The 18,755-nt window shown below is 49.2% G+C and carries 16 protein-coding genes; 10 read left to right on the top strand and 6 right to left on the bottom strand.

Annotated elements, in window-relative coordinates; genetic code table 11:
- Positions 1-29: 29 nt before the first annotated feature.
- Positions 30-1,151 (bottom strand): aminopeptidase, encoded by a 1,122-nt coding sequence (locus tag OLMES_RS22520; protein WP_087463320.1) that lies wholly within the window; start codon positions 1,149-1,151, stop codon positions 30-32.
- 165 nt (positions 1,152-1,316) lie between these two features.
- Between OLMES_RS22520 and OLMES_RS22515 the strand changes: the two genes are divergently transcribed.
- Together OLMES_RS22515 and OLMES_RS22510 are read left to right on the top strand one after the other, a co-directional pair.
- Positions 1,317-5,336: a DUF1631 family protein gene (locus OLMES_RS22515; protein WP_087463319.1), complete on the top strand. Its 4,020-nt coding sequence runs from the start codon at positions 1,317-1,319 to the stop codon at positions 5,334-5,336.
- Between the two features lie 77 nt (positions 5,337-5,413).
- Complete coding sequence (locus tag OLMES_RS22510) at positions 5,414-6,280, top strand: phosphoribulokinase (RefSeq protein ID WP_087463318.1); 867 nt, start codon at positions 5,414-5,416, stop codon at positions 6,278-6,280.
- 101 nt (positions 6,281-6,381) lie between these two features.
- Here the strand turns inward: OLMES_RS22510 and speD are convergent, their stop codons facing one another.
- Positions 6,382-7,173, bottom strand: a complete 792-nt coding sequence (gene speD / locus OLMES_RS22505; RefSeq protein ID WP_087463317.1) for an adenosylmethionine decarboxylase — start codon at positions 7,171-7,173, stop codon at positions 6,382-6,384.
- 169 nt (positions 7,174-7,342) lie between these two features.
- Positions 7,343-7,765, bottom strand: a complete 423-nt coding sequence (locus OLMES_RS22500) for an OsmC family protein (RefSeq protein WP_087463316.1) — start codon at positions 7,763-7,765, stop codon at positions 7,343-7,345.
- A gap of 375 nt (positions 7,766-8,140) precedes the next feature.
- Here OLMES_RS22500 and crp point away from each other — a divergent pair, with 375 nt between their 5' ends.
- On the top strand, positions 8,141-8,782 hold the full coding sequence (gene crp / locus OLMES_RS22495) for a cAMP-activated global transcriptional regulator CRP (RefSeq protein WP_087463315.1): 642 nt from the start codon (positions 8,141-8,143) through the stop codon (positions 8,780-8,782).
- 92 nt (positions 8,783-8,874) lie between these two features.
- Here the strand turns inward: crp and OLMES_RS22490 are convergent, their stop codons facing one another.
- Positions 8,875-9,792 (bottom strand): GGDEF domain-containing protein, encoded by a 918-nt coding sequence (locus OLMES_RS22490; RefSeq protein WP_157678464.1) that lies wholly within the window; start codon positions 9,790-9,792, stop codon positions 8,875-8,877.
- A 431-nt stretch (positions 9,793-10,223) separates the two neighbouring features.
- On the opposite strand from OLMES_RS22490, the gene OLMES_RS22485 reads away from it, so the two are divergent.
- On the top strand, positions 10,224-11,243 hold the full coding sequence (locus OLMES_RS22485; RefSeq protein WP_087463313.1) for a class I SAM-dependent rRNA methyltransferase: 1,020 nt from the start codon (positions 10,224-10,226) through the stop codon (positions 11,241-11,243).
- A 15-nt stretch (positions 11,244-11,258) separates the two neighbouring features.
- On the opposite strand, the gene OLMES_RS22480 is transcribed toward OLMES_RS22485, so the two are convergent.
- Positions 11,259-12,677 carry a sensor histidine kinase gene (locus OLMES_RS22480; RefSeq protein ID WP_087463312.1) on the bottom strand — a complete coding sequence of 473 codons (1,419 nt, stop codon included), beginning with the start codon at positions 12,675-12,677 and terminating at the stop codon, positions 11,259-11,261.
- Positions 12,678-12,679: 2 nt separating this feature from the next.
- Entirely contained in the window at positions 12,680-13,399 is a 720-nt protein-coding gene (locus OLMES_RS22475; protein ID WP_087463311.1) for a response regulator transcription factor, read from the bottom strand.
- Between the two features lie 242 nt (positions 13,400-13,641).
- Between OLMES_RS22475 and OLMES_RS22470 the strand changes: the two genes are divergently transcribed.
- From OLMES_RS22470 to OLMES_RS22445, 6 genes are all read left to right on the top strand, one after another.
- Entirely contained in the window at positions 13,642-14,115 is a 474-nt protein-coding gene (locus tag OLMES_RS22470) for a Spy/CpxP family protein refolding chaperone (RefSeq protein WP_087463310.1), read from the top strand.
- Between the two features lie 123 nt (positions 14,116-14,238).
- Entirely contained in the window at positions 14,239-15,357 is a 1,119-nt protein-coding gene (locus OLMES_RS22465) for a M14 family zinc carboxypeptidase (protein WP_198343087.1), read from the top strand.
- Positions 15,354-16,094 carry an alpha/beta fold hydrolase gene (locus OLMES_RS22460; protein WP_087463308.1) on the top strand — a complete coding sequence of 247 codons (741 nt, stop codon included), beginning with the start codon at positions 15,354-15,356 and terminating at the stop codon, positions 16,092-16,094. Before OLMES_RS22465 ends, OLMES_RS22460 begins: the two co-directional genes overlap by 4 nt.
- 109 nt (positions 16,095-16,203) lie before the next feature.
- Positions 16,204-16,863 carry a glutathione S-transferase family protein gene (locus tag OLMES_RS22455; protein WP_087463307.1) on the top strand — a complete coding sequence of 220 codons (660 nt, stop codon included), beginning with the start codon at positions 16,204-16,206 and terminating at the stop codon, positions 16,861-16,863.
- A gap of 10 nt (positions 16,864-16,873) precedes the next feature.
- A complete protein-coding gene (locus OLMES_RS22450; RefSeq protein WP_087463306.1) occupies positions 16,874-17,782 on the top strand; it encodes a DMT family transporter in 909 nt (302 codons plus the stop codon).
- Positions 17,783-17,945: 163 nt separating this feature from the next.
- Positions 17,946-18,566 carry a LysE family translocator gene (locus tag OLMES_RS22445; protein WP_087463305.1) on the top strand — a complete coding sequence of 207 codons (621 nt, stop codon included), beginning with the start codon at positions 17,946-17,948 and terminating at the stop codon, positions 18,564-18,566.
- Positions 18,567-18,755: the final 189 nt, after the last annotated feature.

The following is an 18,755-nucleotide window of genomic DNA, read 5'->3' as shown; positions in this document are numbered from 1 at the left end:
CGCGCTGGCACTTTGTATTACAGTGTTTGCTATTTCCCGGCTCGGTATTGTGCTGCGAGGCGCTGCAAGGTTAGATTGCGCGCTTCCGGTGCCTCACTACCCAATTGCTCGACAGCTTGATAAAACTGCGTAAAGTCACCTTCGTTGTTGTCCAAAAGTTGTAGGAAGCCATCCACATGATTGTAATAATTGGCTACTGACATCAGTTTTGCGTTGTTGATTTCGCTGGAAAACCAGTAACTGTATCCCGGTGGCAATTCCTTTGCTGCGACTTTATCTGCGAAACGAGCTCTAAGCGTCTCAATCAGCTGTTTTTTATCCGCACGTTTTTGAGCATCGGGTAGATCTTTTTGATACAGGCTGGTCAGCTCTGCATTCGTTTGTAAAATCAGATTTATAAACGTCAGTTTGGCTTGAAATCGCTGTTGATAGCGCTGGTATGCGGTGTTGTTGTGTTGTTTTAGCCAAATTTGAATGGCAGCCAGTTCAACGGCTGTTGCAAAGCTTTCGTTGAATGCTGTATCACCGGCGATATAGATGACACGATGAGCCAGTTCGTGGAACAAGAGTGCGGCCAGCGAGGTATTGTCCCGTTTCAGGAATGTACTCAATACCGGGTCATCAAACCAGCCCAGCGTTGAGTAAGCCTCGACACCGCCGACCCAGACATCAAGCCCTTCTTTCCGGAGGTTTTCGCCGAATTGCTCGGCATCCTGTTGGTCGAAATAGCCGCGGTAGGTTTGGCACCCTACGATGGGATAACACCATTGTTTTCCATCCAGTGAAAATTCATCGGCAGCGCTGACATTCCAAATAACATAAGGTGCACCAACCTCAACATAATCGGCATAGGCGTCTCCGACAGGAAGTACGAGTGCTGTTTCAGCAAAGGTTCTTACACCCTGAATGAATTGAAGCCGGTTTTTGACCGCTGCAGATGTGGTGGACTCTGGAGTAACCAGCTTATCGATTGGTTCTCTTGCTGCGAGTAAACCCAATTGCCCTTGTGTGGCTTGAAAATAGTAGGTAAGTTCACTGCATGCCGAAAGCATCAAGAGCAGTACAATACCCACTAAGCTGTTGATATAGGTCGCGATGCGCTTGGGGCGGGACAAGGTTCTCGTATTTTTCCGGGTATTTAAGCTGCTCATATAGGCGTGGTAGGGCTCTTAAACAGTTAGATAAATGAAATGTCCACAGGCCCGAATCTTCGGGCGCATGAAAATTGATTGGTTTTTATGATGCCAGGCCGGTGTTGGCCTTAACCTTGGCTATAATAGCAAAGGGATCACTGCAAATGTATTGAAGGAATCAGGATGGAAAGGCGCTCAAGCCCCCGAAGACCCATTCATCTCAACGCGACACTCTGCTGGCGGAACAAAACATCTTGGGCCTGCACGATAGAGGACTTCTGCGCTGAAGGGTTATTTCTCAAATATTCCAGCGATATTGCAGACCGGCTGCATTTTATCGAGCAGCGACAAAGTGATTTTGAATTCAATGTTGATTTTTCGGTGTCGGGGCAGTCGTTTTCGCTGCTGGTGAAACCAGTACGGGTTATCGACGGTGCGATGGGAGTCATGTTTCTGGAGTCGAATCCAAATGCATTCTCGGCCATGCTCAGAGCCTGTAGTGGCATCGCTGATCAGGCGAATGTGTCATCGAATTCAAGCAAGGCAAAGTTCATTGTCCGGCAATGTTCCAAAGCCATTCTGGCCCATATCGGTCCGTTGCTGGATGAGTTCTTCTCGGCGGTTGATCAAGGGCTCAAAGCTTCCGCCAATAGTGCGGCATCGAATCAGTTGGGCAATGAAATCATGGATGCGGCCATGCACGTGGCGAATCGCAAGAAGAACGCCATTGAAGAGGTCTTGCAACGGGTCTCTTCACCGCTGCGTCAACACGGTATAGCCGATTCGGCCAATGGCCATGGGGAAGACCATTTGAGTTTGGTGGATAAGTCGGAGTTTGAAGACTGGCTGACGGTTAAAGTCATGATCACCAAAGCGGAAACCCTGTATCGTGGGCCGCTGCTGGAATTGAAAATGCGGCTCGATAACGTGGGCATCGTGAATGATACTGGCTATCAAAACCCGCTGGGGCCAGCATTAATCTGCTATGCCTTTAAAAAGGCTTCTGATCAGCTTGATTTGCCTAAACCGGCTGAGAAGACTTATTTTCGCACCTTTGAATACGAGGTTTTGCGAAAGCTCGAGCCACTCTATCAGGAATTAAACCAGATCATGATTCGGCAGGGTATTCTGCCTGATTTGGATCTCAGCAAGTATCTGCTTAATCGCAAGTCCAAACCCGCCGATATTGAAAAAGCGGTAAAAGAAGAGGCGAAGCGACTGGCCTCAGCACAGGTTTCAGCACAACGGGTTTCCGCAGATGAGGTCAGTGCCGGAAAAACATACGGGTCTGATAAATTTTCCGGAGCTGATCAAAAACTCAGTGCTGAAGAATTACATCAATCCGAAAATATGGGCGCTTCGCTTGCTTCGGTCAATGCGATCAAACCCACACCCACGGACAAAACCGAATCCGGGACGGATTCAGCCGCTGCGACTGGAGCTCGTGCGTATCCCTGGATGAATAAAAAGGTTCCAGAACTGTCCCGTGAGGACGCAGAACGGGCATTGACGCCTCCGTTTATGGCCGCTGACTACCGTGAGGTCGTGGCGAATTACAAAGCCCATGCCAATGAAGCCGAGCAGGTCTTCAAGACGGTTCAAAACCTCTTTTCCGTATTGGAAAAAACTCGACACGGTACCTTATCTTCGCAGCAATCGACTGTACGTCAGTTGCAGGATGTTCCGAAGTGGAGTCCCGACGAGCTGAATCAGAGTTTGCAACGATTGCAACAGCTCTCTGTAGGTACCAGTGTGCTGCCGGATGGCGATGACCTTTCTGCAAAAGTCAGAGAGGTCTTGAAGGAGGAGCATCCTGTTGAAAAAGCATTTTCGCCGCAACAGGAAGAAACACTGGATGTTGTGGATCGTTTTTTCGAAAGTTTACGGGATAACCATAAGCTCACCGAACAGGCAAAACTTCAAATCAAGCAATTGCAAATCCCGGTATTGCGTGCACTTTTGCAAGATAAAAAGTTCTTCGAGGACAAAAATTCGCCTGTCCGTGTTGTCATTAACCGGATCGGACAACTGGGTGTGAAAGGCGGACGTCCGAGCCCCGCTCATCAACAGAAAATTGAACAACTCATCGACCGTATTAATCGCGAATATGAGCAGGATAACAGTGTTTTTGATGAAGTGGTTGCTGATCTGGATGAAATGGTAGAACGGCAGAACTTGCTTTATCGACGTAATGTCGAGCGGGTAATGGCAGCCGCTGAGGGCGCCCAGAAAGTCGAACTGGCCAAAAAAATCGTAAACAAGGAAATAGAAAAGCGTATCGCCGGGCGTAAGGTGCCCAAAGCCATTATCAGTTTGATTAATGGTGGTTGGCGGGATCTGTTGTCCCTGGTTTACATTCGGCAGGGTGGGGAAAGTCAAACCTGGCAGGACTACCTGAGCGTATTGGATACCTTGTTGTCTTATGGCGATAACCCCCATATGGATCTTAACTTGCCGGAATTACTGAAGCTGATTCAGGAGGGACTGGCATCGATTTCGTCCAGTCACATCCCCTCAGGCCATATTCGAGATGAGTTAAAACGGTTTATTGTGGGGAGCAGAGAACATGCTCCTGAAGTGATTGAGATTCCTGAAAGCCGTGAAGAAAGTGAAGCTGCTGATGTGACGATGGTGGCGGAGAATCGGCACAAGAATTTAAATCGCTGGATCTCCAGAGCGCAGAATTTACGGCCAGGTGATTGGTTAAAGTCACTCCAGAACCCGGAAACGCCTCAACATATGCGGCTGGTTTGGGTGGGGCACAATTTTTCCCGGTTTGTCTTTGTTAACCATCAGGGCATGAAGGTGGTTGAGTTGAATTTAAACCAGCTGGCTGCTCAGCTCCAGAAGGCGTTATTGGTGCTCGACCCGGATTACGAAGTGCCTATCGTAGACGAGAGTCTCGATAATATGGTCAAACAAGTCTATGAACAGCTTTCGTTCGCCACAACACATGATGAAATTACCGGTCTTGCCAACCGTAAAGAAGTTGAACGAACGGTGGAAAATCTGCTGATCCAGCAGGCGGAAGGTGAGGAGTGCACCCTGATCCATATTGATCTGCGGCAGTTCAAGATTATTAACGACACGGCTGGATATGATGCCGGAGACCAATTATTGAAAGAGGTGGCTGATATACTCAAAGCCTATGCCCCGCCCGGAGCCATTCTGGCAAGATTGGGGGGGAATGAGTTTGCCGTGGTGGTCACCCGTCAGAATGTCGAGATGATCGCCAGACAATTCATCAAAGCGATCCATGAGCATGTATTCAGCTGGGATGGCAGTGAATATTCAATATCAGTCAGTGTTGGGGTCGCCTCAACAAATCAATTCGTGACCAATACCGAAAAGCTGATGTCTGCCGCAGAAAGTGCCTGTCGCAATTCCAAGAAACTGGGACAAAATCGGTTGTACACCTATTCGTTTGATGAGACAAATTTGTCCCAGCAAGAGCAAATTGTGGCCAAGGTTGCTGGCTTTAAAGACCTGGATAAAGAACGTATTCTCCTGCGTTGTCAAAAGATCATTCCCCTGCAATCGTCCGCATCATTGGGTACACAGCACGAAATTCTCTTGAGTATATACGATGACAAAGGCCATTTGATTCCTGCTACGGAATTTGTGCGTACAGCAGAGCACTATAATCGTATGCAGGCAGTTGATCGTTGGGTGGTCGGGCATATGCTGGACTGGATGGATAATAACCCTGCTGCATTAAAAAGTATGGGGCAGGTATGCATTAACCTTTCCGGTAACTCGCTGAACGATGAAGAGCTGCTTGAATTTGTCTTCGACCGGTTGAGTGAACGTAATTCACCCATGGAAAAAGTCTGTTTTGAAATTACAGAAGCTGCGGCCATATCAAATATCAGCGATGTTGTTGATTTCATGAACGAGCTTAAAGAAACCGGATGTCAATTTTGTCTTGGAAACTTCGGGGCGGGCATGTCTTCTTACCACTACTTGAAGAGCCTGCCGGTTGACCGGATTAAAATTGACGGAAGTTTTATCAAAGACCTGGCCAAAACGGAAAGTGATCAGGCCATGGTGCGTTCGATGACAGAAATGGTTCACTTTATGGGGAAAGAAGTGATAGCATCACAAGTGGAAGATCGCCAAAGTCTTGAGCTGCTGACTGCCATGGGGGTGGATTATGCCCAAGGGTACTGCATCGAAAAACCCCGTCTGATTACGTCGTTTTGATCCGTGAGTTATTTTGATCCTGGCGGCGTAACCTCGCCATTGGCTATCATTGCACTTTACCCAGTCTGAGGCATGGAATGTCATCGAAGTATCCTATCATTGCGGTTACCGGTTCATCCGGCGCGGGCACAACCACAGCAGCGGAAATATTTGAGAAAATTTTTTCTGAAGAGAAGATTGATGCAGCCATAGTGCATGGTGACAGCTTTCACAAATATACCCGTGAACAAATGGCCAAGCTTGCTGCCAAAGGGCAGCATGGGGAAAAAAACCATTTTTCACTGAACGCCAATCATATCGATAAACTGGAAGCCCTTTTTCAGGATTACGGCACCACCGGAACCGGACAATACCGTCATTATGTTCATGATGATAGCGATGAACTGGTACGGGCCGGTTTTCTGCCGGGAACCTTCACGCCTTGGGCATCCTTACCCGGTAACTCCGATTTACTGTTCTATGAAGGATTGCACGGCGGCGTTGTTACCGACAAATACAATATCGTTCAGCATGTGGATTTATTGATTGGAATGGCACCGATTGTCAACCTGGAATGGATTCAGAAAATCTATCGTGACACCCGTTTTCGGGGCTACAGTGAAGATGCAGTGGTCAATACGATCATCAAGCGAATGGAAGACTATGTCAGGCACATCGTGCCGCAATTCTCCAATACTGATATTAACTTTCAGCGCGTGCCGCTTGTAGATACGTCCAACCCCTTTGTGATGCGGGATGTGCCCTCGGATGCGGAGAGTATGGTGCTGATCCGCTTCAAACACTTTCGTGATGTTAACTTCCCTTATTTACTGCAAATGTTGCCAGGGTCATTTGTCTCCCGCCACGATACCTTGGTCATCCCCGGACACAAAATGTCACTCGCAGTTGATTTGATCCTGCGGCCGATGGTGTTGAATATTTTGCAGAACAAGGCGTTTATTTAACGGGAACCCGCTGTAATGAGGCAATGCAGAACATAGCGAGCGGCAATGGTACACGGATTGGTGTCGGTACGGGGGCATTGCCGCGATTGGCTTAATGAGGCTCAGGAAAGGTTACGGCTGTAGAATATCTCCAGCATTTCCTTGCGCAGACGTTCTTCTATATGAATGCGTTCTTCTGGATTGATCTCATCGGTACCTGCACCGAACAGATAATTGTCCAGATCAAAATCTTTCAAAAGCATTTTGGTGTGGAACAGGTTTTCCTGATACACGTTTACATCTATCATTTGATAGCTGTCTTGCGTATCTTCACTCAGGTAGTTCTGGATTGAGTTTATTTTGTGATCGATATAATGCTTGTTGCCATCCACATCCCGGGTAAAACCGCGTACACGATAGTCGACTGCGACAATATCGGAGTCGAAGCTGTGAATCAGGTAGTTCAGTGCTTTTAGAGGAGAAATCAAACCACAGGTCGAAACGTCGATATCTGCTCTGAAGGTACTGATACCATCATCGGGGTGGCTTTCCGGATAGGTATGAACCGTTACGTGGCTCTTGTCCAGGTGCGCAACAACCGCTTCAGGCAACGGGCCTGGGCTCTCTTGCTCGTATTCGTCCACAGATGGAATGATTTCGTGCTCTGCAATCAGCATGGTCACGCTCGCACCGTGGGGATCATAATCCTGACGGGCAACATTCAGGATATTGGCTCCGATGATTTTCACAACATCCGTCAGAATTTGAGTGAGTCGCTCCGCATTGTACATTTCATCGATATAGGCGATATATTCCTGCTTATGCTTCTCGGTTTTGGCATAGCAAATATCGTAGATGTTAAAGCTGAGCGATTTGGTGAGGTTGTTAAACCCGTGAAGTTTGAGTCTATCCATTAGTAATCTCGCAAAGGATAAAGGTTTCAAACCGCCTGACCCGGATTCAATCCCAACTTTGCGCCCTGTTTGCGACAAAAAAGGGGGTAGTGAAACTGAATTGCTGGCGGAGCCGAAGGGTGCGTATTATGCACACAAATCGGCAGAATGGTAAGCAAAAAAATGGAGCTTAATCTACAGCCACAATTTCGTAATCGTGGGTAATTTTTACCCCGCCTTTTTCCAGCATAATTGAAGCAGAGCAATACTTCTCCGCAGAAAGCTGAACGGCACGTTTCACCAGATTCTCCTTCAGGTTTCTGCCGGAAATGGTGAAGTGCACGTGAATGTCGGTAAACACACTGGGTACGGTATCTGCTCGCTGGGCCTCCAGAGTGGCGACGCAATCGACGACATCCTGGCGGGACTTCTTCAAAATACTCATGACATCAAATGAGGTGCAGCCACCCAGTCCCATAAGCATCATTTCCATGGGGCGCGGGCCCTGATTCTTACCGCCATGATCGGGAGGACCATCCAGCGTGACCTGGTGACCGGAACCGGATTCTGCGTCAAAACGGGCATCGCCAGCCCAAGTGATTTTGGCCTTCATGAAATTTGTGTATTCCTCTCAAAATTAAGCATCTGACATGCACTGACCCAACTGGACTGGCAAGCCTACCATATTCAGGGCGCTTGGTCTGCTATTCATTGATTTGCAACAGACTCTCACGGCCAGGCAGGCGTTTTTTCATAACTGATCTATACTAATTTCAAGGATAGAGAGGATTGCTCTGGAACCTTGTGACAATATATTGTAACCTGCTGAATTTTAAGGGATGACCAAAGGCGTTATAAATACCATTTCGGGGCCTGCTGATATTTTTCGGTGGCACCCTCAGGGTTCCAGTCAACAGAAAAGAAAAATAAAGCGCAATGTTTGACCAGGCAGGGTATTTTGCGTCGTTTTCATACGGGACTATAGAACATGGCTTCAATCGTTAAACCGGTAGAAAGCAAAACAAAACATCTGGATTTTTTTCTTTCGCAATGTCACCGTCGCCGTTACCCGGCAAAAAGTACGATTATTTATGCGGGTGACAAAAGCGATTCACTGTTTTATATCATCAAGGGATCTGTCACGGTCATTATTGAAGATGACGATGGCCGGGAAATGATTATGGCCTATCTTAATGCAGGCGACTTTTTTGGTGAAATGGGTCTGTTTGACAATATGGATTCCCGAAGCGCCTGGGTTAAAGCCAAGTCAGAGTGTGAAGTCGCGGAAATCAGCTATACCAAGTTCCGGGAAATTTCCCAGGAAGATCCGCGAATTCTGTACTTTATCGGCGAGCAAATGGCTTCCCGCTTGCGTCAGACAACCCGCAAAGTGGGCGATCTGGCCTTTCTTGATGTGACAGGGCGTGTTGCACGAACGTTATTGGATTTGTGTAAGGAGCCCGACGCCATGACTCACCCTGACGGCATGCAAATCAAAATCACCCGTCAGGAAATCGGACGTATCGTGGGGTGCTCCCGCGAAATGGTCGGCCGGGTTTTGAAAACGCTGGAAGATCAGGGGCTGGTGCAGGTCAAAGGCAAAACCATGGTCGTATTCGGCACGCGTTAGACCGGTTTTATTCAGGACGATCTGCCATACCGCAGGTCGTCTGTTCCAGTGCAGCATTCCCGAGTGCCTGTACTCTTCACCATTTCCGTACTTTATGACGCGACAGCCAATCCTACAGGTGGCTTGATGACGACTCGATTCCGTCCGCCACGTTTGCCATCGTAAAGCGCTTTATCGGCTCGGTCTATCGACTCCATCAGTTCCATTTCCCCGCCATGCAGTGTGACACCGCAGGTAATAGTTACGTTCACCATTTGGTCTTTGTAGGGGATGTGCAGGTTTCCGATAGCTTCACACAACTTTTCGGCCACACACTTTGATGCATTCAGGTTGGCATCCGGCAACATGATTAGAAATTCTTCTCCGCCCCAACGGGCAATATAATCATGTTTGCGTAACGTGTTTTTTAAACTCTGTGCAACCTGCCTCAACACCACATCACCAGCATCATGTCCAAGGCTGTCATTAATGGCTTTGAAAAAATCGATATCACAAATAATCAGCCCGAATCCACCTTGTTTCCGTTTGCAGCGGGCCTCTTCCAAAACCAGAATTTCGGATATATGGCGGCGATTGTACAAATCAGTTAATGGGTCTCGCTGTGAAAGGCGTTGCAGCTCACGGAGCATTAACGCCCGCTGCTGGGAAAAGCGGTTGGCGGTCTGGCCCAGAGTGTACAGTTCTTTTATATCCAGGCGTGAAGTGTCGATGGGTTTATTGTCCAATGCAAACGTTCGCATATCATCCAGGAACAGGTTTAGCTGGCCGCTGATTTTACGCACGATAAAGTAACTGACCAACGCCGCAAGACCCAACACTCCAATCAATAACCCCAACAGTAGCGTAATGCGTTGATTAATAATCGGATCCGCTCCGGCACTGCCCAGGGGAATATTCTGGTGTGACATCTCCGTGGCGATCAATACACCACCTACCACGAAAACAATTGTCGTGCTCACGATTAGCAGTGCAGCAAAGATAATTACGGGCAGGCTACGATGTTTTTTCATGAAAAACTGAAACGCGAAGATTGAGTGATCAGTGAATGCGTCAAATTTACGACTGTATTTCGGAAGATAATAAATTTGGTGCGCTAATAGGTTGATGCGTCTTCGATTATTGTTCTTTTTTAAACCAGAGATATTGTCTATCGTATTGCCATGCGCGTCAACCGCTGCTGTACTTTTTTTCAACAGTTGCGACTCAGTACAGTCCACTTTCTTGTGCTTTGTTGACTTACATAATCAACTGTTTGATGTGTATTGATCTATTTGATCAAATCGCTGTCGTCTAGCCCGGTTTTATAGCGGTATTAGCACAAATGGTTGTTTAGGATGTGTCAAAACCGTCTGAATTTGTCAAAACTATCTGAAAGTGTCAAAACCGTCTGAATGTGCCAAACTAGCGGTTTTTTCCCAGCAAAAGCAGGAGATCGTCTCTTATGTCCGTACCCGAATTACTTCAGGCTGTGGAGTCGGCGTGGCACCGTCGTTCAAGTTTTATGGCAAGGTGCGCCCAAGAGCAAACAAGCTGTTATCGACTGTTTCACGGCAGTGCAGAGGGCGGGGCGGGCGTGACGATTGACCGTTATGCTGAAACCGTGCTGGTGCAAACTTTTCACCAGAGTTTGACCGATGCGGAACTGGAAGGACTTGAACTGTTTTACAAGGGGGAATTGCCCTTGTGCACCCTGATTTATAACGACCGAAGCGCAACAAATTCCCGTTATCAGAACACCTTGTCACCGTCACTTGAGACTTTTGCCAAAACCCGGCAAGTCGGACTGGAGTTGGGGATGAAAGTTGCGTGTCAGGCCCGTCATCAGGGGCAGGACCCGCTGCTGTTTCTGGATCTTCGTGTGGTTCGCCGTTATTTGCAAGCAAGCAGTGCGGGTAAATCGGTGTTGAATACGTTCGCCTATACTTGTGGGGCGGGAGTGGCTGCAGCGCTAGGGGGTGCGAAGCAGGTCATCAATGTCGATTTTGCTGAATCCAGTCTTGCAGTAGGCAAAGAAAATGCGGCTCTGAATGATCTATCCACTGATGTGATCAAGTTTGTACAGGATGACTACTTTGCCGTCGTCCGCCAGTTTGCCGGGCTCAATGTCGGTGGAAGGCGAGGTCAAAATCGGGGCAAAATTCGAAAACGGCCTGTGCAGCAATTCGATCTGGTCTTGCTGGATCCGCCGCGTTGGGCGAAGAGTCCATTCGGCGTGGTGGATCTTGTCAATGATTATGCCTCGGTGTTCAAGCCAGCGCTGCTCAGCACTGCTGAAGGTGGCGTGCTGATCTGTACCAATAATGTCGCCAAAGTGGCTTCCGGGCAATGGCTTGAGCAATTACAACGCGCCGCCCAAAAAGCCGGTCGTCCTGCAAAACAACTGCAATTGCTCACCCCGGAAGAAGATTTTCCCAGTTTTGATGACCAGCCACCTTTGAAAGTTGCGGTTCTGGAAGTGTGACTTTAACCCGGAAACCTAGCGATACAACGGCAAGGTGATCGTTACGGTTAATCCAGAAGCCGGTGCCTCCTCGAAACCAAGCGTCCCACCCGCCTGAGCGATGGCTTGATGCGCAATGGCCAGGCCGATACCAAAGCCTTTTGCGCCATTGGGGTTGGCACCCCGTTTGAAGGGCTGGATCAGATTCTCCGGCCGTTCGCCCTGTAATCCCGGCCCTTCATCCGTGATACTGATTTTCACATGACCGGTTTGCAACGCTGTGCCAACTTGAATGCCGGAACCTTCGGGGCTGAATTTAATGGCATTACGGAGCAGGTTTTCCAGGCCGCGCTGTAAGGATTCCCGCTCAGCTCTCACGGTTGCCGTTACGTTGAGCGCGGCATTCAGGTGTTGCTGCTTGCTTTCGATCTCCGCTCGGTTTTGCTGAATAATCTCGGCGACAAGCGTACTGATATCAAAAACCTCGGGTGCCGATTTTGATGGGGTGAGCGTCGCTTTGGACAGGGTTAATACCTGTTCAATCAATTGGTTCATGGCGTCGTTTTGTGCCGCGAGTTTGTCCAGGGTTTCTTCACTCAGGCCTTTTCGTCGTGCCAGCTCGATCTGCAGTTGCTGACGGGTGAGGGGGGTGCGCAGTTCATGGGATATATCCCGAAATAATTGTTGTTGCTGCGTGACCAGATGCTCCACCTGTTCTGCCATGTGATCAAAGTCTTCCGCCATGTCCCCCAGTTCGTCTTTTCGGGCACCAATCTCCGGAAGTACTCTGACACTTAAATCCCCTTCTGCCATTTTCCGGCTGGCTCTGGAAAGTGCTTTGATGGGTCTGCCCAAGTGTCGGCTCAGCAACCATGATGCGGTCGCAATAATAATGAAAGAAACCAGAAAGCGAATCCAGCGGTAGTATTCCGGCGCAGAGAACAGTGCCCGCGTGAACCGGGAAGGCAGTAGAATAAAGTGATAGTCCTGCCCTTGCGCAGAGGTTACCGGAATATCAATTGGTTTGGCCGGGTGACTGAAGTTTCGGGGTGACCAGCGTTGCCAGGGGCGGGGCTCTTTGTCCTCTTCCGTGATTCGGTCATGATCCCGCGTGTGGTCAAGCTCTGGTGGCGTCGCCGGTTCAATACGTCGACCCTGGGCATCATGCAGAGCGGCACGGAGTCCAAGCAAGCGCTTCTGCCGGTGTAGCCAGTGCTCCAGCGCACTCATACCTCCGGTTTCGTATACACTCACCGCATCGGCAGCGAGTTCACTAATGCGGGTCTCTTTAATCTTCTTTTCCAATTCGATTTGTGCAATTTGATGAGTCAGCAGGGCATTGCTGGCAATGGTCAGGAATATTGCGCCCCAAAAAATCATTAGAATTTTGAAAAACAGTCTGCGTGATCCCCGGTCATGACCTGAATCGGGTTCCCGGCAGCGGTGAGGTTTCATGGTTAGGCCCTCAATCCGTTATCAGCTGTCAATTTATACCCTATGCCTCGAATGGTGTGGATTACCGGGCTGGTTGCACCCGCTTGACTTAACTTTTTGCGTAAATTACTGATGTGAACGTCGATGGCGCGATCATAGAGGGTCAGCTTGCGGTGCAGTGTCTGTTCGCACAGGTCGGCTTTATGCAAAACCTCGTCAGGCTGCCCCGCCAGAATGGTCAGCAGCTCGAATTCAACCTGGGTGAGGGAGAGTAGGGTATTGTGGGCAAAGACTTGTCTGGATTTCGTTGTGATTTTCAGGTCGCCAATTTGGATATCCCCGTTGTTGGCGCTTGCTTCAGTTTTCTGGTCCATGGCGACCCTGCGAATCAGCGCTTTGAGACGCGCAATCAATTCTCTCGGATTAAACGGTTTTGGCAGGTAATCATCCGCACCCATTTCAAATCCGATGATGCGATCCAACTCTTCACCGCGAGCCGTCAACATCATGATGGGGGTGGTCTGGGTGCTGCGAATCTGGCGTAAAACCTCCAGACCATCGATACCCGGTAGCATGATGTCCAGAATGACTGCGGAAAAAGCAGTGTGCTGCAAATCGCGCAAGCCGTCTTCCCCACTGGTCGCAAGGGTGACATCAAATTGCTCTGTCTCCAGGAGTTCTTTTAGCAACGACCCCAGTTCAGGGTCATCCTCAATTGCCAGAATCGCTTTCCGGTCTTGCATGTACAGCCTATTCGTTCGGAGTTGATCTTTGATGATTCGAGTTTAACACAGCCTCATCGATACGGATTTTGGCTTTACAGGAACTTTACATTGGCTTGACCCTACTTAACAAAAATCCCCGTACACTGAAATCATACCGAATCGATTCGCGTACTTTGAGTATTGCTGGTTTGTACCCGCTACCGTTTTCTATCAACGACAGTTTTACCAATTAACGTATGTTGTAAATACAGGAGTTTCACATGTTTAAATCCAGAAGATCACATCGAATCAAAACTGCTTTTATCGCCTGTTCACTGGCGACCGCCATTGCTGCCGGAAGTGCCTATGGGGAGGGTTGGGGCAAGCGTGGCCATCATGACCGTGCCTATGGTGGCCTGCATAAAATTTCGAAAATGGTCAAACACCTTGATCTGACCGACACTCAGGAAACACAGGTGGAAGCCATTATCACCAATGCCAAGGCGCAACTGGGTGAACCCGGTGAACATCGCCAGATGGTGCGGACTTTTATGTTCGAGACCAAACCTGATGCCGCAGATTATCAGGAAAAATTAACGGAAGTTGCGGATCAAATGGCGGAAAAAGTTCGTGCGCAAATTCTGGTGATTGGGCAGGTGCGAAAAGATGTGTACGCCCTGTTAACAGATGAGCAGCGGGCAGAGCTGGAAGAAAAAATAAATTCTCGTATGGCGCGTCATCGGGATGATGATTAAGCAAATGCCAGGCTGACATACTCATGTCATCACTCGCACGGTAAACTCGCTGAATTCAGCTACACTTGAAGATTTGGGGCCCGCCCCGGTCTTCTCTTCCAACAGTGAGTCTAAATCCGTTGTATGAATATTAAGGACCTAATCCTTCGACCACACAGTTTACCTGCCTTTTCACCCGTTTCAGACGCCATGCGTTCCCCTGAACATGCGCGTCTGGTCCGGACTTATATCGAAGAGTTACCGCAACTGGAACGTATGCTGAAAGCCATGCCGTATTTTATGGAAAGCACGGTGGAAACCACGGTTACAGTTGATTCGCTGGAATTACCGGTGTATTCGATCAGTGCCGGTAATCCGGATAAATCCGCACCGGCATTGTTAATCGTCGGGGGCGTTCACGGCATTGAAAGGATCGGCTCCCATGTTGTGATGTCTATGTTGCACAGCTTTATTGAAAAGTCCCGTTGGGATAAAGGCCTCGAGAAACTGCTGGAGAAATTTCGCATCGTGGTCGTGCCGATTTTGAATCCTGGCGGCATGTACCTAAACTTGCGTTGTAATCCGGGGGGCGTTGATTTAATGCGTAATTCCCCCATTGAAGCAACGGACAAAATAGCCTTTCTGGTCGGAGGGCAGCGTTTTTCCAAGCGCTTTGCATGGTATCGTGGTGAACCGGAGCGGGGCATGGAGCCGGAAAATATAGCGCTGGAAAACCTGATTGACCGTGAATTAAAGGGACGGCCTTTTTCACTGGTACTGGATTGCCACTCCGGTTTTGGTTTCCATGACCGGATCTGGTTTCCTTATGCCTACCGTCGCCGACCCGTGCGTAAAATTGATACCATCATGGCGATGAAGCTGCTCTGGGAAAGTACCTACCCCTACCACGACTATATCTTTGAGCCCCAATCCAATCATTATCTTACCCATGGTGACTTGTGGGACTACTTCTATAAAAAGCTGAATAAAAATCAGGCGGGTACCTTTTTGCCGTTTACTCTGGAAATGGGATCCTGGAAGTGGGTTAAAAAAAGGCCTCGTCAGCTGTTTACAATAAAAGGATTATTCAACCCGGAAGTGCCGCACCGTCAGGATCGCGTGATGCGCCGACACTTGGTGCTTTTCGATTTTTTGATGAATGCCGCCGTGAATTATCAGCAATGGATGCCGACGCCATCGGAGGTTCCTCGCTTGCGGCAGATGGCGCTTACACATTGGTATGATGGTGCGGTAATCAAATGAACTGGATTTTATTGAGAGGCTTGTCCCGGGAAAGTGCCCACTGGGGTAATTTTGTTGAGTATTTTACCGAGGCAATGGGGCAGGATAATGTCTATTGCGTGGACCTGCCAGGAACCGGACTTCGCCTGCACGAAGCATCGCCCCATTCTGTAGCGGAAATTGCCGAGTCGGTGATTGAACAAATTGGGGGGTTACAGGGTCCAAAGGGACTGGTGGCATTGTCATTGGGTGGTATGGTCGCCATTGATATCATGCAGAAGCAATCATTGCCGGATCTCAGCCGTGTGGTATTGATGAATACCAGTACGGCTTTCAGTCCGTTTTGGCAGCGCATGCGCCCGGATAACTACCCACGACTGATGAAAGTGGCGGTAGCTCGGGGGCTACGTGATCGTGAGCGTGCAATTTTGCAAATGACCAGCAATAAAATGGGGTCTAGCATTGCAGTTTTGCAAGACTGGGTCGAAATTCAGGAAGAGCGGGGCATTTCCCGTATAAACACCCTGCGCCAACTCTGGGCAGCGGCACGGTATCGGCCGGAACAGCAAACGCCAACCGTACCCTGTCTGTTGTTATCCAGCAAGGGGGATCGTATGGTCAGTTATCGGTGCAGTGAAACACTGGCAAAACGCTGGGGCGCATCGATCCAGATACATCCAAGCGCAGGCCACGACTTACCACTGGATGACCCGGCCTGGGTCATCTCACAGATCCAGACCTGGTGCCAATCGTCGTAAAAAAACGAACCTATGGTTTGAACAGTAGAAACTGATTTGATGCGGCAAGATTCAAGGCCTTAGCCGCTTTCCTCTGCTGCATTAACAAGTCCCTCAAGGAGTGTGTACCATGATTGAGTTACTCACAGCGGCCACACCCAATGGCCACAAAATCAGTATTGCGCTCGAAGAAATGGGGCTGCCTTATACTGTGACCTCCGTGAACCTGGGTACAGGGGAGCAGAAGACCCCCGAGTTTCTGGCACTGAATCCGAACGGTCGTATTCCCGTGATCATCGATCATGATAATGATGATTTTGTGGTGTTTGAGTCCGGAGCTATCCTCATGTATCTGGCAGAAAAATCTGGCCAGCTGTTGCCGCAGGAAGCGAAGGCAAAATCACAGGTACTGCAATGGGTCATGTTTCAAATGGGCGGCATCGGCCCCATGATGGGACAGGCGAATGTATTCTACCGCTATTTTCCGGAAAAGATTCAACCGGCCATTGATCGCTATCAACATGAAGTCAAACGCCTCTTCACGGTGCTGGATGGTCATTTACAGGGTCGTGATTACCTGGTTGAAGACTACAGCATTGCCGATATCGCCAACTATGCCTGGGTGCGTACGTTCAACTGGTCCGGCGTGCCAATTGATGATCTGGACAATCTGAAAAAATGGTTGGAGCGTATAGGAGAGCGACCCGCCGTGCAGCGTGGTATAGAAATTCCGCTTCGGGCCAAACCCGAAGATGTGGTCAAAGGCGCACAGAAAATGGTCGTGACCTGAGACTCGAGCTTTGAACTCTTACGAACTCCGATCTCACTTCGCCCTGATCATTGCCATGGTGCTCTGGGGCAGTTCGTTTATTGCCTTGAAAGTTGCCGTGACAGAGATGAATCCGATGGTCGTCGTGTTTATCCGAATGGCCATCGGGGCAATGGCGTTTGCTGTTGTCTGGCCCTGGCTCCGGCAGCAGTTTCGTTATCAATCCGGGGACTGGAAATACCTTCTGGGGATGGCTTTGTTTGAGCCTTGTCTGTATTTTATTTTCGAAGCCCAGGCCCTGAAATACACCAGTGCCGGTCAAGCCGGTATGGTCACCGCAATGTTGCCACTGATGGTGGCAATCGCAGCCTTTTTCTTTTTAAAGGAATCCAACAGCAAACGCCAATGGTTCGGGTTTATGCTGGCGGTGGTTGGGGTCGTGATCATGACATTAACGGGTGAGGACAGTACCCAGGCACCCAATGCGATTCTGGGTAACGTGCTGGAATTCCTGGCGATGTGCAGTGCGGTGGGCTACACCTTGCTGGTGAAGCATTTGGTCAGCCGTTATCCTGCATTTTTACTGACCGCATTGCAAAGTTTTGTCGGCACCGCATTTTTCCTGCCGTTTGCCCTCTTTGCCGACTGGCCGGAGTCAATCTCGCTGGAGTTGATGTCTGTTTTGATTTATCTGGGACTGGTCATTTCGCTGGGCGCTTACGGCCTATACAATTTTTCGCTGACCCACCTCAAAGCTTCCACGGCGGCAGGTTACACCAATCTATTACCGGTATTTTCACTGGCGTTCTCGGTCGTGTTGCTGGATGAACACATCGTACTCGCCCAGTGGGGAGCGATCGTACTGGTATTTGCGGGTGTCGCCCTCACTGGTGAGCGCCCCCGTAAAACTGCAGAAGTGCCACCAGCAGTAACAGGGTAGCGGCGGCTGTTTTAACTGCGGTCTTGAAACACGCTGCTGCTGAAATTACGTCGAAAAAACAACCAAAGTCTTATTGTGTCACGGCCTGCGCTGTGGTCTCATGTGAGCAAATTTTGAACTGCCTGTTAGCCTTGGAACTGTCTGTTAGATTGGGAACAATACCATGACCTTTGAAAGTGCCGTGACTTTTTTCATAGCGATTTTTATCTTCGGCATTACACCAGGGCCGGGCGTACTGGCTATCCTCGCGAAAGGTATGGCCAATGGCTGGCGTTCCTGCCTGTCGATGATCATCGGCATGGCCAGCAGTGACGTGGTCTATCTCATACTGGCCTGCCTGGGCCTGGCCGCTATTGCGCAAAACTGGGGTGAAGTATTCACCGTTATTCGTTGGGTCGGTGCGGCGTACCTTGTCTACCTGGGTTACAAACTCTGGACTACACCGGTCGAAGTGGGTACGGGCACGGAATCTGAAACCACCCCGAAAAAATTCTGGCCGGGCTTTGTGCAGGGCTTTCTTATTTCTGCATCCAACCCGAAAGTGATTCTGTTCTATATCGCCTTCCTGCCAACCTTCCTGGATGTGACCGCGCTGTCTGCTCAGGACATGGTCCTCGCATCGGTATTGACCATGGCTGGCTTGCTACTGGGGCTGGTGCTCATTGCCTACTTCGCCGGATCAATTCGTCGTTACTTCACTAGTGCTGCAGGTGTAAAGCGATTGAATAAAACCGCAGGCTCGGTAATGATCGGGGCGGGGTCGGTTTTGGTGATGAAGGGGTGACCACTGTCTGGTCTCAGGGGGGGGGATGGAATCCTTCTATATTTTGCGAAAATAAAAATTATGCGGCTTGATCCAAATATTAACCACTTTTACTCACTATTGGTTTCTAGTGATGTTATTGGTAGTATCCTTTAATTCTCATAGGTTTAAACTCTCTTCTATCAGTTGGTTTTTCGACAGGCCAACTTC

This window comes from Oleiphilus messinensis (assembly GCF_002162375.1).
Classification (GTDB): Bacteria; Pseudomonadota; Gammaproteobacteria; order Pseudomonadales; family Oleiphilaceae; genus Oleiphilus; species Oleiphilus messinensis.
Note: the sequence above shows the minus strand (reverse complement) of the source record. Positions and strands in the feature narration are given on the sequence as shown.

What these genes read in the sequence shown, in the direction of transcription:
- speD (WP_087463317.1), bottom strand. Translation starts at nt 7,173, where the DNA reads ATGGATAGACTCAAACTTCACGGGTTTAACAACCTCACCAAATCGCTC.
- OLMES_RS22510 (WP_087463318.1), top strand. Translation starts at nt 5,414, where the DNA reads ATGTCATCGAAGTATCCTATCATTGCGGTTACCGGTTCATCCGGCGCG.
- OLMES_RS22485 (WP_087463313.1), top strand. Translation starts at nt 10,224, where the DNA reads ATGTCCGTACCCGAATTACTTCAGGCTGTGGAGTCGGCGTGGCACCGT.
- OLMES_RS22475 (WP_087463311.1), bottom strand. Translation starts at nt 13,399, where the DNA reads ATGCAAGACCGGAAAGCGATTCTGGCAATTGAGGATGACCCTGAACTG.
- OLMES_RS22490 (WP_157678464.1), bottom strand. Translation starts at nt 9,792, where the DNA reads ATGAAAAAACATCGTAGCCTGCCCGTAATTATCTTTGCTGCACTGCTA.
- OLMES_RS22470 (WP_087463310.1), top strand. Translation starts at nt 13,642, where the DNA reads ATGTTTAAATCCAGAAGATCACATCGAATCAAAACTGCTTTTATCGCC.
- OLMES_RS22445 (WP_087463305.1), top strand. Translation starts at nt 17,946, where the DNA reads ATGACCTTTGAAAGTGCCGTGACTTTTTTCATAGCGATTTTTATCTTC.
- OLMES_RS22465 (WP_198343087.1), top strand. Translation starts at nt 14,239, where the DNA reads ATGAATATTAAGGACCTAATCCTTCGACCACACAGTTTACCTGCCTTT.
- OLMES_RS22455 (WP_087463307.1), top strand. Translation starts at nt 16,204, where the DNA reads ATGATTGAGTTACTCACAGCGGCCACACCCAATGGCCACAAAATCAGT.
- OLMES_RS22460 (WP_087463308.1), top strand. Translation starts at nt 15,354, where the DNA reads ATGAACTGGATTTTATTGAGAGGCTTGTCCCGGGAAAGTGCCCACTGG.
- OLMES_RS22480 (WP_087463312.1), bottom strand. Translation starts at nt 12,677, where the DNA reads ATGAAACCTCACCGCTGCCGGGAACCCGATTCAGGTCATGACCGGGGA.
- crp (WP_087463315.1), top strand. Translation starts at nt 8,141, where the DNA reads ATGGCTTCAATCGTTAAACCGGTAGAAAGCAAAACAAAACATCTGGAT.
- OLMES_RS22515 (WP_087463319.1), top strand. Translation starts at nt 1,317, where the DNA reads ATGGAAAGGCGCTCAAGCCCCCGAAGACCCATTCATCTCAACGCGACA.
- OLMES_RS22520 (WP_087463320.1), bottom strand. Translation starts at nt 1,151, where the DNA reads ATGAGCAGCTTAAATACCCGGAAAAATACGAGAACCTTGTCCCGCCCC.
- OLMES_RS22500 (WP_087463316.1), bottom strand. Translation starts at nt 7,765, where the DNA reads ATGAAGGCCAAAATCACTTGGGCTGGCGATGCCCGTTTTGACGCAGAA.